Below are 13,968 nucleotides of genomic sequence, written 5' to 3'. Positions count from 1 at the left end.
CGCTACTTCTGCAGCGGCGAGCAAGACTGCTCCCCAGGTGGCTCCCGCCGTCATCATTCGAATCAGTTTGCTCATCCAACCCGTCCCATGCCCCGTCTATCGCACGTTCGGTCTGGTTCTGTTCCGGAGTCACGAGCGCAGTGGAACGGCCTGCCCTCATGGCGGCAATAGATCGAGTTTCATTGACCATACGGCAGAGCCTGATCCCTGTGAAGCGGGATGGGAAACAAGGACTCGCTCAGCGAGATCCGGCAGCCTTCTGACGGCTTCCGCTAGATGCGACAGCCTTCGCACCGCTTCCGATGAATGCCGCCAGGTGCTTCCCCGTCAGCGTCTTGTTCGCGACGGCCACCAACGCCGCCGGCGTCCCCTCGAAAACCACCCGCCCGCCGTCGTGCCCGGCGCCCGGCCCGAGGTCGATGATCCAGTCGGCGTGCGCCATCACCGCGAGGTGGTGCTCGATCACGATCACCGACTTCCCGCGGTCGACCAGCTTGTCGAGCAGGCCGAGCAGCTGCTCGAGGTCGGCCAGGTGCTCGCCGGTGAGCGTCTTCCGCTTCGTCTTGGCCGCGGCGACCAGCTCGGCCGGCGGGCCCTGGTAGACGACGCGGCCGCCGTCGTGGCCGGCGCCCGGCCCGAGGTCGATGATCCAGTCGGCGTGCGCCATGACGGCCTGGTGGTGCTCGATGACGACGACCGACTTGCCGGAGTCCACCAGCCGGTCCAACAGGCCCAGCAGGTTCTCGACGTCGGCCAGGTGCAGGCCGGTCGTGGGCTCGTCGAGGACGTACACCTCGCCCTTCTCCGCCATCTGTGCGGCCAGCTTGAGCCGCTGCCGCTCGCCGCCCGAGAGCGTCGTGAGCGGCTGCCCCAGGGTCAGGTAGGCCAGCCCCACGTCGGCCAGCCGGTCGAGCACCTTGTGCGCGGCCGGGGTCGCCGCCTCCCCGTCGCCGAAGAACGCCGCCGCCTCGGCCACCGACATCGCGAGCACCTCGGCGATGTTGCGGCCACCCAGGGTGTACTCCAGCACCGATGCCTGGAACCGCCTGCCCTCGCACTCCTCGCAGGTGGTCGCGACGGTGGCCATCACGCCCAGCTCGGTGTAGACGACGCCGGCCCCGTTGCAGGCGGGGCAGGCGCCCTCCGAGTTGGAGCTGAAGAGCGCCGGCTTCACGCCGTTGGCCTTGGCGAACGCCTTGCGGATCGGTTCGAGCAGCCCGCTGTACGTCGCCGGGTTGCTCCGCCGGGACCCCCGGATGGCGCCCTGGTCGACGACCACGACACCGTCCCGGCCGGCGACGGAGCCCTGGACCAGTGAGCTCTTGCCGGACCCGGCGACGCCGGTGAGGACGCAGAGCACCCCGAGCGGTATGTCGACGTCGACCTTCTGCAGGTTGTGGGTGTCGGCGCCGCGGACCTCGAGCGCGCCAACTGGCGGGCGGACCGACTCCTTCAGAGCTGCGCGGTCGTCGAGGTGGCGACCGGTGACGGTGTCGCTCCTGCGCAACCCCTCCACCGTTCCCTCGAAGCAGATGCTGCCGCCCGCCGTGCCGGCGCCGGGGCCGAGATCGACGACGTGGTCACCGATCGCGATCGTCTCCGGCTTGTGCTCCACGACCAGCACCGTGTTGCCCTTGTCGCGCAGCTGCATCAGCAGCTGGTTCATGCGTGCGATGTCGTGCGGGTGCAGGCCGATCGTCGGCTCGTCGAAGACGTAGGTGACGTCGGTCAGCGACGAGCCGAGGTGGCGGATCATCTTGGTGCGCTGCGCCTCTCCCCCGGACAGGCTGCCCGCCGGCCGGTCGAGCGAGAGGTAGCCCAGGCCGATCTCCGGGAACGAGTCGAGCAGGTGCTGGAGCCCCGCGAGCAGCGGCGCGACCGACGGCTCGTCGAGCCCGCGCACCCAGTCGGCCAGGTCGCTGATCTGCATGGCGCAGAGATCGGCGATGCTCTTGCCGCCGATCTTCGATGAGCGGGCCGCGCTGCTCAGGCGGGTCCCGTCGCACTCCGGGCAGGTCGTGAACGTGATGGCCCGCTCGACGAAGGCCCGGACATGCGGCTGCATCGCCTCGACGTCCTTGGACAGCATCGACTTCTGGATCTTGGGGATGAGGCCTTCATAGGTGAGGTTGACCCCCTCCACCTTGATCTTGGTCGGCTCTGCGTAGAGCAGCTTGTCGAGCTCCTTCTTGGTGTACTTGCCGATCGGCTTGTCCATGGGCAGGCCGGCTCCGCTGAAGATGCGGCCGTACCAGCCGTCCATGCTGTAGCCCGGGACGGTCAGCGCGCCCTCGCTCAGGGACTTGCTGTCGTCGTACAGCGCGGTGAGGTCGAAGTCGGAGACCGAGCCCATGCCTTCGCAGCGCGGGCACATGCCCCCTTGGTAGACGACGTCGCGCACCACGTTCTTCTCGACCCGGCCGCCGGACTTCTCCGTGCTCATCACGCCGCTGGCCGTCCGGGTCGGGACGTTGAACGAGAAGGCCGTCGGCGAGCCGATGTGTGGTTTCCCGAGCCGGCTGAACAGGATGCGCAGCATCGCGTAGGCATCGGTCGCGGTGCCGACGGTGGACCGCGGGTTCGCCCCCATCCGTTCCTGGTCGACGATGATCGCCGTGGTCAGTCCCTCCAGGTGGTCGACCTCCGGCCGCGCCAGCGTCGGCATGAAGCCCTGGACGAACGTGCTGTACGTCTCGTTGATCAACCGCTGCGACTCGGCCGCGATCGTGCCGAACACCAGCGAGCTCTTGCCCGAGCCGGAGATGCCGGTGAACACCGTCAGGCGACGCTTGGGCAGCTCGACGCTGATGTCCTTGAGGTTGTTCTCCCGCGCCCCCTGGACGCGGATCAGGCCGTGGCTGTCGGCGGCGTGGTCCGCCGACCACCTGCTGCGAGTCCCCGAGGCCTTGCTCACCGTGGCTCCATCCGTCGTACGTCGGCGCTCAGCGCAGCTCCTGGATCCGGATCATGTTGCCAGCCGGGTCGCGGACCGCGCAGTCGCGGACGCCGTACGGCTGCTCGGTCGGCTCCTGCACGATCTCGGCGTCGTTGGCCTGCAGCCGGTCGAAGGCGCCGTCGAGGTCCTTCGTCGCAAGCAGCAGCGCGGCGTACGTGCCCTTGGCCATCATCTCGGCGATCGTCCGGCGCTCCTCGTCGGTCAGGCCGGGGTTGGCCGACGGGGGGTTCAGCACGATGGACGTGCCGGGCTGGCCGACCGGGCCGACCGTGATCCAGCGCATCGTCCCCTGGCCGACGTCGTTGCGGACCTCGAAGCCGAGCAGGTCGCGGTAGAAGGCCAGCGAGGCCTCCGGGTCGTGGTGCGGGAGGAAGCTGGCGTTGATGGTGATGTCCATGCCGGTCACGCTAGGTGCAGCTGCAGCGGCGGGGCTTCTTGATTCCTGACCGGTCTGGTCACCTGCTTGGTCACGCAGGCCGGCAGGCCTCCCGTCACGCCCGCGGCCTCGCGCCGGTAGCTGCTGGGCGACATGCCGACCAGCTCGGTGAAGCGCGTGCTGAAGGTGCCCAGCGACGAGCAGCCGACCGCGAAGCAGACCTCGGTGACGCTGAGCTCGCCCCGGCGCAGCAGGTCCATGGCGCGCTCGATCCGCCGGGTCATCAGGTAGGAGTACGGCGACTCGCCGTAGGCCAGCCGGAAGCGCCGGCTGAGGTGACCGGCGGACATGTTCACGCCACGGGCCAGCGCCTCGACGTCCAGCGGCCGGGCGTACTCCCGGTCCATCCGGTCGCGCACCCGCCGCAGCAGCGCCAGGTCGCGAAGGCGCTGGGCCTCACCCGGGCTGCTGGTCACCTGCCCGATCGTGCCACGGCGGAGGCGTCCGCCGCTGCGGCCGCGAACGGCGGGGCGTCGAAGTCCCGTGTCGGTGACGCCGCCGTCACCAGGTCCGTGGCGAAGCTGAACGCGCTCCGCGTCTCCCCGACGGACACCCGGCCGACGACCTCGACGTCGAGCCCCACGCCTCCCTCCTCCGTGAACCCGGGCGCCAGGGTCAGCAGGGCGAGGTCGGCATCCGGTCCAAGGGTGGTCGGCCCGACGCCGGGTCGCAGTGCCGCGAGCACCTGACGCTCCCCCGTCCAGGCCAGCAGGTCGACTGCCGCGCCGTAGGGGTAGCGCCGCCGGGGCAGGACGGCGGTGGACGGCGCGTCCCCGCCCGAGCCGCCCGCGTCGACCAGCGCGATGTCCGAGAGAAGGCCGTCGCCCGCCATCGCCAGCGTCCGGCCGTCCGCCGAGAACCGCCCGGTCGACAGGCCGGCGACGTCGCGGCCGAGCGTGCGCCACTCCTTGCCGTCCCACCTCGCCAGCCTCTCCCGCGGGTCGGTCTCCATCGCGACGACCCGGCCCTCGGCGGACACCATGATCGGCAATGGCGGGTCGGGCCACTGCTTCGGGTGCCAGATCTCCTCCACGAGTCGCTCGGTGGCCGGTTCCAGCACCGCGTACCAGTGCTCCTGGCCGGCGACCTCGCGGATCGCGACGCTGGCACCGAGATAGCGGCCGTCCGGCGACCAGCGCAGGTCCCAGGCGAAGACGTTGAGGTCGGAGATGCCGGACGGCTCGTGGAAGCGGGTGCTCCACCACGTCCCGGTGGTGAGGTCGAGCGCTCGGAGCCCGGAGCGGCGCGGGTAGCCGTCGGGTCGCAGCGCAGTCGACGCCCAGCCGTAGGCCAGCCGGGTGCCGTCGGGCGACAGGGCCAGTCCGGTCACCTGGGCGTCGTAGGCCGCCGCGTCGTATCCCGGCAGGCGCAGCCGGTGGTAGGCGCCGTCGTCGGCCGTGACGACGTACGCACCGGTGGGGTTGGCGACGGCGACGGACGCCCGCCCGACGGACAGGTCGGTCTCCAGGTCCAGCCCGCCGTCTCCCGGCACGCCGTAGACCACCGACGGCACGCCGGGTCCGGGGCTGCTCCGGTCCGGCTGGTCGACCGGGTCGGGATCGCGACGGCTCGCCCCCTCCAGCCCGACCGCCGTCAGGGCCGCGACCGCGGCGAGACCGGCGGCGACCGCGGCGACCACCCGCTGTTGCCGGCGCACCTGCCTGGCCCGTCGGGCCCGGCCCCACAGGGTCGGGTCGGCCGGGCCGGGGCCCGCGTCGTCGGCGATCCGCGCGAGCAGGTCGTGCAGCTGGTCAGTCATGGCCGACCCCGATCAGCTCGCCCAGGTGCGGCGCGACCGCCCGCAGCCGGTCCAGCGCCTGCCGGTGGATGGACTTGACGGTGCCCACCGCGATTCCCAGCACCCGGGCCGTCTCCGGCTCGGTCAGGTCCTCGTAGCAGCGCAGGACCAGGACGGTGCGCTGCTTGGGCGTCAGCAGGTCGAGCGCTCGTTCGAGGGAGACCTGCAGGTCGACCTCCCCGGCGCGGTCCGCCTGGTCGACGGCCACGCCGGCAGACGATTCCGTGACGCCGCGTCGTCGGCGGCGCCACCACGAGACGTTCTCCGTGTAGAGGATTCGCCGGACGTACGGCTCCGGCTCTCCGTCGATGCGCTCCCAGGCCATCGCGGCCTTGAACAGGGCGGCCTGCACGAGGTCCTCCGCCAGCTGGTGGTCCCTGGTCAGCAGGTAGGCGGTGCGCATCAGGGCCCAGGTGCGGGCCGTGACGAAGGAGACGAACGCGGCCTCGTCCGCCATCGGCGCCATCCCTGCACCTCCTCGCCCACCCATACACCCCTCACGACGCCGCCGGGGCACGGATCGGCGGGCAGTCCGGCGCGACTTGTCGCCACCGGGGTCCGTCGCCGTGGTCGACTTGGCCACCATGGGTCCGGTGCGGTTCGCCTTCCTCGAGCACGAGGGGCCGATCCCGTTCGCCCACCGCGGCGGGGCCGCGGACGGACTGGAGAACTCGCTGGCCGCGTTCGCCCGGGCCGTCGACCTCGGCTTCCGCTACCTGGAGACCGACGTGCACGCCACCGCCGACGGCGTCCTGCTCGCCTTCCACGACCGCACCCTCGACCGGGTGACCGACCTGGTCGGGCGGGTCGCCGAGCTGCCCTGGACCACGGTCCGGTCCGCGCGGATCGGCGGCCGGGAGCCGATCCCGCTGCTGGAGGAGGTCCTGGGCACCTGGCCCGAGGTGCGGGTCAACATCGACGTGAAGCACCCCGGGGCGATCGACCCCCTGGTCCGTGCGTTGCGGCGCACCGGTGCGGTGGACCGGGTCTGCGTCGCCTCGTTCTCGGAGCGGCGGCTGGCTGCCGTACGTCGCCAGGTCGGCCCGGGGCTGTGCACCGCGCTCGGCCCGCGCGGGGTGGCGCTGCTCCGGGCGGCGGCCACCCACGACCGGGCCGCGGTGCTGGCCGGTCGCCGGCACCGGCTGGTGCCCTGCGCCCAGGTCCCCGACCGGGTCGGCCCGCTGCGGGTCGTGACGTCAGGTCTGGTCGACCTGGCGCACAAGCGCGGCCAGCGGGTGCACGTGTGGACCGTGGACGAGCCGGCGGAGATGCACCGGCTGCTCGACCTGGGCGTCGACGGGCTGATGACCGACCGGCCGGAGGCGCTGCGCCAGGTGTTCCGCGACCGCGGCCTCTGGGCGTGACGAGCGGCTGGCGGCGGCCCTGAGCCGGCGCATCCGACGGCTGGCCGGTACCGGAAGCCCGGATGTCTGGACCGACCCGGATCGTGCCTGGTCACAGGGTTCTCACAGTCGATGCAAAGGTTTCCCCCAGCGGGTTGCCGCATCCTCGATCGGGAATCCTGACGGGCGTCGGGACGTTCGACAGACGTACGACCGATGACCGGACCCGCGGACATGTGTCCCAGGTCACAGCGGCGGCGATCCACCGCTGACGGGGACCACCTCAGAAGGAGACGACATGGCGGAGCGAGCACTGCGCGGCTCGCGGCTTGGCGCCCAGAGCTACGAGACCGACCTCGGTGTCGAGATGGCGCCGCGGCAGAGCGTGACCTACGACTGCCCCCGCGACCACCGGTTCACGATCCCGTTCTCCCTCGAGGCCGACGTCCCCGATGTCTGGGAGTGCACGGTCTGCGGCGCCGAGGCGCTGCGCGTGGACGGGACGCGTCCCGAGCCCAAGACCGGAAAGCCGGCCCGCACCCACTGGGACATGCTGCTCGAGCGGCGTAGCGTGAAGGACCTCGAGGTCCTGCTCGCCGAGCGGCTGGAGCTGCTGCGGGCGGCTCCCACGAGCAAGTCGTCCGGCCGGAGCCAGCGCAAGAGCGCCTGAGCCCCGCCCGACTGCCGGATCGACCGACGGCAGCCCCGGATCGTCCCGGTCGCGCCTCTACCCCCCGGTGGCGCGGCCGGGACTTCCGCTGTCCGGGCCCCGCTCCGGTCCTTCCGGCGGTACGTCGCGCACGACCTCGCCCGGCACCACGGGTCCCGTCCCACCCGACGAGGTGCTCCGCCAGGCCGACGGCGGGATGCCGGTCCGCCGGCCGATGGCGGCGGTGGCCCGACGGGCGACGAACCAGGCCAGCATCCGGCGGGCCAGCGGCCGGGTCACCGGGAGGATGAGGAAGAACCCGACCACGTCGGTCACGAACCCGGGCGTCAGCAGCAGCGTGCCGCCGACCAGGACCAGCCCGGCGTCGGCGAGCTCCCGGCTGGGCAGCCGCCCGGTGGCCCCTGCGGTCCGCAGGGTGTCCCACGCCCGCCTGCCCTCGCGCCTGACCAGCCAGGCGCCCAGCGCGCTCTCCAGGAGCAGCAGCAGCACGGTCGGCCACGGGCCGATCACCTGGCCCACCTGGACGATGACGGCGATCTCGACGATGGGAACGACGAGGAACAGCACGACCAGCACGAGCCCCACGATCAGCCCCCTCCCCGCCGCAGCCGGGCTCCTCGGTGTCCGCGGAGCGGCCGGGCCAGACCCCAGACGGTGACCCGCCACAGCGCCTCGCGCACGATCGCGCCGCTCATCTTCGAGACGCCGTGCTCGCGCTCCACGAACTCGATCGGCACCTCGACCACTCGCAGCCCCTGGGACACCGCCCGCCGGGCGAGGTCGACCTGGAAGCAGTAGCCCTGGCTGGCCACGGCGTCCAGGTCGAGCTTGTCCAGCGTCTCCCGGCGGAACGCCCGGAAGCCACCGGTGGCGTCGCGCAGCCGCAGTCCGAGCGCCACCCGCACGTAGGTGTTGCCCCCGCGACTGAGCAGCTCGCGCGAGCGTGGCCAGTTCACGACCGACCCGCCGGGCACCCACCGGGAGCCCAGGACGAGGTCGGCGTCCGTGAGAGCGGCGAGCAGGTCAGGCAGCTGCTCGGGCTGGTGCGACCCGTCGGCGTCCATCTCCACCAGCGCGTCGTAGCCGCGCTGCAGTCCCCAGCCGAAGCCGGCCAGGTAGGCGCTGCCGAGACCTTGCTTCCCGACCCGGTGCAGGACGTGCACCTGCCCGTCCTCGGCCGCGATACGGTCCGCGATCTCACCGGTGCCGTCCGGGCTCGCGTCGTCGACGACCAGCACGTCGGCGGTGGGAACCGCTGCCCGGACCCGCGCCACGACCGGCTCGATGTTGAGCCGCTCGTCGTAGGTCGGGACGACGACGAGCACGCGCCCGCTCGCACCTGCACCGGTCGTCACCGCTGAACTCTCCCCTCGCCTGCGCCGGCCCTGCGTCGCCGACCGAGCACCACAGCCACCACGGCCGCCGCCACGCCCAGGGCGGCGAGCAGCCACTCCGGTCCGGCGCCGATCCTGGTCGCCAGGGTCCGGCCGTCGTGCAGCTCGACCGTCTCGACCAGGGTGCGGGCCGCCCTCTCAGGGGCTTGCGCGACGATCTCACCGTCCGGAGCGACCACGGCGCTGATCCCGCTGGTGGCGGCGACCAGCACGGTGCGACCGTGCTCGACCGCCCGCAGCCTGGACATCGCCATCTGCTGCTGCGGCTGCCCGGTCCCGTTGTACGTCGCGTTGTTGGTCTGCACGACCAGCACGTCGGCGCCGCCGGTGACGACGTCGCGGACCAGCCCGTCGTAGGCGACCTCGAAGCAGATGACGTCGCCGACGGCGGCCGGCCCGACGTCGAGATTGCCCGGCCGGTCGCCGGCGTAGAAGTCGCGCGGGATCTGGTCGAGGCGCTCGATCCAGCCGCTGAGCTGGGTCCGGAACGGGATGTACTCGCCGAAGGGGACCGGGTGCCGCTTGACGTAGCGCACGCCCGGGCCGGTCCGCGGGTCCCACACGACACCGCTGTTGCGCACGTGGTCCGGGCCGGGGCCGTCGACCAGGGTGCCGACGAGCACCGGCACCCCGACGTCGCGGACGGCGCCGTCGATCAGCCGCCGGGCCGAGGGGTAGCTGAACGGGTCGATGTCCGAGGCATTCTCGGGCCACACGACGAGGTCCGGCGCGGCGACCCGGCCGGCCCGCACGTCGTCGGCCAGCTCGTGGGTGGCGTCGACGTGGTTGCGCAGCACCTGCTCGCGCTCGCCGAGGAAGTCCATCCCCTCCCCCGGCACGCCGCCCTGGACCAGGGCCACGGTCACCTCGCGACCCTCGCCCACGCCGGTCGGCAGGGCCAGGCCCAGCACCGGCACGGCGAGCGCCGCGGCCAGTGCAGCGGCTGCGGACCGGACGGCGCGGCGCCGGAGCGCGACGACTGCAGCCGCGAGGAAGGCGGCACAGGCCGCGGTCGCGAAGGTTACCAGCGGCGCCCCGCCCAGCGCGGCCGCGGCGGTGAACGGGCTCGCGGTCTCGGCGAAGGCGAGCCGGCCCCAGGGGAAGCCGCCGAAGGGCAGCCGGTCCCGGGCGGCCTCCTGCGCCAGCCACAGGCACGCCGCCCAGAGCGGCCAGCCGGGCAGTCGCAGCACTCCCGGGAGCAGCGCTCCGGTCAGCGCCAGGAAAGCGGCCTCGAGCAGGGCAACGAGCACCCAGGCGTCGGGCCCGATGACGGTGAGCCACGACAGCAGCGGCAGGAAGGTGGCGAGCCCGTGCACCAGTCCGACCAGTGCGCCACGGCGCGCGGTCAGACCCCGGCACAGGAGGAAGAAACCTGCCACCCCGACCGGGGCCAGCGGCCACAGGTCGTATGGCGGGAACGCCAGCGCCACGGCCGCCCCGGACAGGACCGCACCGCCCAGCCGAGGCCCGAGCGAGGGCTGCGGCACGTCCCGACGCCGACGGCTCCGGGCGTCCCCCGGCCCGGCCGGCCGGCCGGCGGCGCCGCCGTCGTCGGTCGAGGGCGGCACGGAGCCACCGGTCGCCGTGCTCGTCACAGGGTTCGTCCTCCGCGGGGTGCTGCCGGACCGTGCTCGACCGTACAACGGGAGCGCGTGGGGGGCCGTTCCGCCGGGGGGCCGGGACCCACCAGGCCGGATAACGGTTCAGAGACGGGTCAGGGCCCGCACCGCCCTTCGGACCGACGTCGTCCCGGCCGGCTGCCGGGTTCAACGCCGTTGTCTACTGGGCGGTCGGGCCCTTCCCGTGTCTCACCCCCGACGGCACCTCCCGGCTCTGCGACGGCGGCGATCGGACCTGGCACCCGGACGGCGCTTGCGCATTGCGCCGCCCCGCGCCCGAAGCCGGCTGGTGTCGCGGAGAGGTAGCCGTAGCGGGTGTCCTGTGGTGGACGGGCCTTACCTTCGTGCGCCCGAGTCGCGCTTGTCAACCGTCTCCTGACCTGCACCGATGCGCATCGTCGCAGGTAGACGGGGGGTGGTCCGAACGGGCCATTTTCGTTGACCTGCAAGGGTTTCGGCGTGTCCCGCCCGACACGCCCAGACGCAATCGCCCGATCGGACCATTGACGCGGGCGGCGGGTCTCCCCTACGGGCGCGGCGGGACGACGACGGTGCCGGTCGCGGTCGTCGCGACCACCGGCGGGTCGAGCACGACAGCGGCCGACTCGGCCGCGCCGGGACGATCGTCGGCCCGGCACACCACCCGCGCGACGAGGTCGAGGGTGCGGCTACGGGTGCCGGCGCGGGTCAGCGTCGCCTCGACCTCGACGACGTCGCCCGCGCGAACCGGTGCTCGGAACTGCACGTCGCCGTACGACCCGAAGAGCCCCTCGTCGCCGTCGGTGCGGATGCACATCTCGGTGGCGACGTCGCCGAAGAGGCCGAGGACGTAGGCGCCGTCGACCAGGTCGCCTGCGTAGTGCGCATGCGAGTACGGCACGTAGCGGCGGTGGGTGACGGAGACGCCCACCATCGAGGCGGCGCCCTGCGGCATCCCGTCGGCTGCCGGGGTGGTCGGCGAGTCCTGCTCGGTCATCGGCGTGCTCCTCCGGTGTGGCGTTCGGTGAGGGCGTGCACGAGGTAGCTGGCGACCTCGCCGGGCGTGGTCCCGCGGCCGAAGATCCGGTCGACCCCCAGCTCCTCGGTGGCGTGCTCGTCGAACCGCGGCCCGCCGACGACGAGCAGCGGGGCCTGGCCGGCCGGGTAGGCCTCGCGGAAGGCGGCGGACATCTCCTTGGTGTTCCTCAGGTGTGCGTCGCGCTGGGTCACCACCTGGGAGACCAGCACCGCGTCGGCCTTCTCGGCCCGGGCCCGCGCCACAAGGTCAGGCACGAGCACCTGGGCGCCGAGGTTGACCACCTTGAGCTCGCGGTAGTACTCGAGCCCCTTCTCGCCGGCGAAGCCCTTGATGTTGAGGATCGCGTCGATGCCGACGGTGTGCGCGTCGGTCCCGATGCACGCGCCGATGACCACGATCTCGCGGCGCAGCCGGGTCTTGACCGCGGCGTTGACCTCCTTGGGCGTCAGCAGCGGGTACTCGCGCTCGAGCACCTTGACGGCCGACATGTCGACCAGGTGGCTCACCGAGCCGTAGACGACGAAGAAGGTGAAGTCGGCCCCCACCGGCTTGGCGTGCACGACCAGGGCCGGGTCCATGCCCATCTTCCGGGCCAGCTGCAGGGCCGCTCCCTCGGCGCGCTTGTCGTGCGGCACCGGCAGGGTGAAGGACACCTGGACCATCCCGTCGCCGGTGGTGTCGCCGTACGGCCGGACGATCTTCTTCACCGGCCACCTCCCCGGGCCGTCACCGGCGCGGAGTCGTTCTCGAGCACGTCGGTGGCCGGGTTGTAGTAGCCGGCCGAGGTGCGCACGACCCCGTCGAGGCCTTTGCCCCGGTCGGCCGGCCGCTTCATCAGGCCGAACGTCCCGTCCCCGATGGCCTCGAGCAGCGGGGCCTTGCCCGGCTCGGCCACGATCGCCTCCAGCAGGTCGACCGCCTCGTCGAGCACCTGGTGCGCCCGGCTCTGGATGAAGCCGCCGGGCGCCGGGCGGAAGTCCTCGTGCAGGTTGCCTGCCGCGTCCAGGACGTAGCGGACGTTCTGCAGCGCCAGGTCGCGGTCGGACAGGAACGGCGTGACCACCGCCTCGGTCATCATCCCGACGAGCAGGATGCCCTGGTCGGTGAGCGCCCCCACCAGGTTGAAGAAGCCGTCCAGCAGGTAGCCGCGGAACACGTCACCGGTCATGTGCTTCGTCGGCGGCATCCACTTCAGCGGCGCCTTCGGGAAGAGCTCGCGCGCCAGCAGCGCGTGCGCGAGCTCCAGCCGGAACGACTCCGGCAGGTCGGGGTTGATCTCGAACGCGTGACCGAGGCCGAGCTGCCAGTCCTCGAGGCCGGCCTCCTTGGCGAAGTACTCGTTCAGCAGCTGGCTCACCGTCACGGTGTGGGCCTCGTCGACGGCGTCGGCGGTGGTGAGGTAGTTGTCCTCGCCGGTGTTGATGACGATGCCGGCGCGGGCGTGCACCTGCCGGGAGAAGCGCTGGTCGACGAACGTGCGCACCGGGTTGATGTCGCGGAAGAGGATCCCGTACATCGAGTCGTTGAGCATCATGTCGAGCCGCTCGAGGCCGGCGAGGACCGCGATCTCCGGCATGCAGAGGCCGGAGGCGTAGTTGGTCAGCCGCACGTAGCGGCCCAGCTCCTTGGAGACGTCGTCGAGGGCAGCGCGCATCAGGCGGAAGTTCTCCTGCGTCGCGTAGGTGCCGGCGAAGCCCTCGCGCGTCGCGCCCTCGGGCACGAAGTCGAGCAACGACTGACCGGTGGACCGGATGACCGCGATCACGTCCGCACCCTCGCGGGCGGCGGCCTGCGCCTGCGGGATGTCCTCGTGGATGTCGCCGGTGGCGACGATCAGGTAGATCCACGGCTTGCTGGGGGCGTCGCCGACCTTGGCGACCATCCGCTCGCGAGCCGTGCGCTGGCGGTCGATCTGCTTGATCCCGGCGGCGACGGCCTTGCGCGACGCCGCGGCGGCGCGGGTCGCGTCCTTGCCCTCGGGGATCCGGAAGGTCACCGAGCCGGCCGCGGCCTTCTGGGCCAGCGTGAGCAGGTCGTCGCCCTCGCCCCGGAGCAGCGCGTCCCACACCGGCAGGCTCACGCCGTGGTCGAGGCCGACGTCCGCGCGTACGGCGTCGGCGAGGCGGTTCACCCACGGCGTGCCGTCCGGGTCCGCGCCACCCAGTCCGGCGAGGCGGAGCGTGGCCCGCTCGACCGAGACGGTGGTGTGGCGGGTGGCGAGGTCGACGATGGGCTTGCCGACCTGCCGCGCGAGCGTGCGCGCGCGACGTACGTCAGCGCCGTCGATCCCCAGCCGGCTGGTGTGCCTGGTCGCCATCAGAGCCTCCGCTCGAAGAGTCCGCGCACGCCGGCGTCGGCGCGCAGCAGCTCCATCGCGTAGGCCGCGTGGCCGGGGACGTAGCCGTTGCCCACGAGCATCCGCACGTCGGCGGCCAGGCCCTCGGCACCGAGCGCTGCCGCGCTGAAGCTGGTGGCCATGGAGAAGAAGATGACGGTCCCGCCCTCGGCGGTGGCGAGGATGGCGCCGCCCTCGCAGCCCGGGACGTCGACGCACACCACGGTGACGTCCGCCGGGCCACCGGCCGCGGTGACCGCGTCACGCAGCGCGATCGGGTCGCGGGCGTCGGCGATGGTGACGGCATCGGCCAGGCCGGCGCCGGTGAGGAGGTCGTGCTCGCCCTGGTGGGGCACCACACCGATGGTGCGACCGGCGCCCGCGGCACGCGCCGCTGCG

13 protein-coding genes and 1 pseudogene are annotated in these 13,968 nt (G+C 72.6%); 2 read left to right on the top strand and 12 right to left on the bottom strand.

The annotated features are described in order from the left end of the window. Positions 1-526 precede the first annotated feature (526 nt). The 5 genes and pseudogenes from VK640_01025 to VK640_01005 all read right to left on the bottom strand — a co-directional run bounded on the left by VK640_01025 (position 527) and on the right by VK640_01005 (position 5,656). Positions 527-2,914 (bottom strand): annotated as a pseudogene (locus VK640_01025) (excinuclease ABC subunit UvrA). Positions 2,915-2,942: 28 nt separating this feature from the next. Beyond that, positions 2,943-3,353: a VOC family protein gene (locus VK640_01020; protein ID HTE71769.1), complete on the bottom strand. Its 411-nt coding sequence runs from the start codon at positions 3,351-3,353 to the stop codon at positions 2,943-2,945. A gap of 5 nt (positions 3,354-3,358) precedes the next feature. Beyond that, complete coding sequence (locus VK640_01015; protein HTE71768.1) at positions 3,359-3,808, bottom strand: helix-turn-helix transcriptional regulator; 450 nt, start codon at positions 3,806-3,808, stop codon at positions 3,359-3,361. Then, entirely contained in the window at positions 3,805-5,151 is a 1,347-nt protein-coding gene (locus VK640_01010; GenBank protein HTE71767.1) for a hypothetical protein, read from the bottom strand. Before VK640_01010 ends, VK640_01015 begins: the two co-directional genes overlap by 4 nt. Then, positions 5,144-5,656 (bottom strand): SigE family RNA polymerase sigma factor, encoded by a 513-nt coding sequence (locus VK640_01005; protein HTE71766.1) that lies wholly within the window; start codon positions 5,654-5,656, stop codon positions 5,144-5,146. The genes VK640_01010 and VK640_01005 overlap by 8 nt, the downstream gene beginning before the upstream one ends. A 118-nt stretch (positions 5,657-5,774) precedes the next feature. Between VK640_01005 and VK640_01000 the strand changes: the two genes are divergently transcribed. Both VK640_01000 and VK640_00995 read left to right on the top strand, forming a co-directional pair. Continuing rightward, the gene (locus tag VK640_01000) at positions 5,775-6,554 is read left to right on the top strand and encodes a glycerophosphodiester phosphodiesterase (protein ID HTE71765.1); all 780 of its coding nucleotides are present in this window, start codon (positions 5,775-5,777) and stop codon (positions 6,552-6,554) included. 277 nt (positions 6,555-6,831) lie between these two features. Further along, positions 6,832-7,203 carry an RNA polymerase-binding protein RbpA gene (locus VK640_00995; GenBank protein ID HTE71764.1) on the top strand — a complete coding sequence of 124 codons (372 nt, stop codon included), beginning with the start codon at positions 6,832-6,834 and terminating at the stop codon, positions 7,201-7,203. A 57-nt stretch (positions 7,204-7,260) separates the two neighbouring features. On the opposite strand, the gene VK640_00990 is transcribed toward VK640_00995, so the two are convergent. The 7 genes from VK640_00990 to VK640_00960 form a co-directional block, all read right to left on the bottom strand. Beyond that, positions 7,261-7,788 (bottom strand): FxsA family protein, encoded by a 528-nt coding sequence (locus VK640_00990; GenBank protein HTE71763.1) that lies wholly within the window; start codon positions 7,786-7,788, stop codon positions 7,261-7,263. 2 nt (positions 7,789-7,790) lie between these two features. Further along, positions 7,791-8,558 (bottom strand): polyprenol monophosphomannose synthase, encoded by a 768-nt coding sequence (locus tag VK640_00985; GenBank protein ID HTE71762.1) that lies wholly within the window; start codon positions 8,556-8,558, stop codon positions 7,791-7,793. Further along, complete coding sequence (gene lnt, locus VK640_00980; protein ID HTE71761.1) at positions 8,555-10,192, bottom strand: apolipoprotein N-acyltransferase; 1,638 nt, start codon at positions 10,190-10,192, stop codon at positions 8,555-8,557. The genes VK640_00985 and lnt overlap by 4 nt, the downstream gene beginning before the upstream one ends. Positions 10,193-10,742: 550 nt before the next feature. Then, the gene (locus VK640_00975; GenBank protein ID HTE71760.1) at positions 10,743-11,129 is read right to left on the bottom strand and encodes a hotdog domain-containing protein; all 387 of its coding nucleotides are present in this window, start codon (positions 11,127-11,129) and stop codon (positions 10,743-10,745) included. A 59-nt stretch (positions 11,130-11,188) separates the two neighbouring features. Beyond that, positions 11,189-11,941 (bottom strand): OAM dimerization domain-containing protein, encoded by a 753-nt coding sequence (locus VK640_00970; GenBank protein ID HTE71759.1) that lies wholly within the window; start codon positions 11,939-11,941, stop codon positions 11,189-11,191. After that, positions 11,938-13,551 carry a lysine 5,6-aminomutase subunit alpha gene (locus tag VK640_00965; GenBank protein ID HTE71758.1) on the bottom strand — a complete coding sequence of 538 codons (1,614 nt, stop codon included), beginning with the start codon at positions 13,549-13,551 and terminating at the stop codon, positions 11,938-11,940. Before VK640_00965 ends, VK640_00970 begins: the two co-directional genes overlap by 4 nt. After that, positions 13,551-13,968: L-erythro-3,5-diaminohexanoate dehydrogenase (locus VK640_00960; protein ID HTE71757.1), on the bottom strand; the 418-nt coding region annotated here is incomplete at its 5' end. The genes VK640_00960 and VK640_00965, both read right to left, overlap by 1 nt.

This window comes from Actinomycetes bacterium (genome assembly GCA_035489715.1).
Classification (GTDB): domain Bacteria; phylum Actinomycetota; class Actinomycetes; order JACCUZ01; family JACCUZ01; genus DATHAP01.
This window is presented reverse-complemented; position numbering and strand designations above follow the sequence as displayed.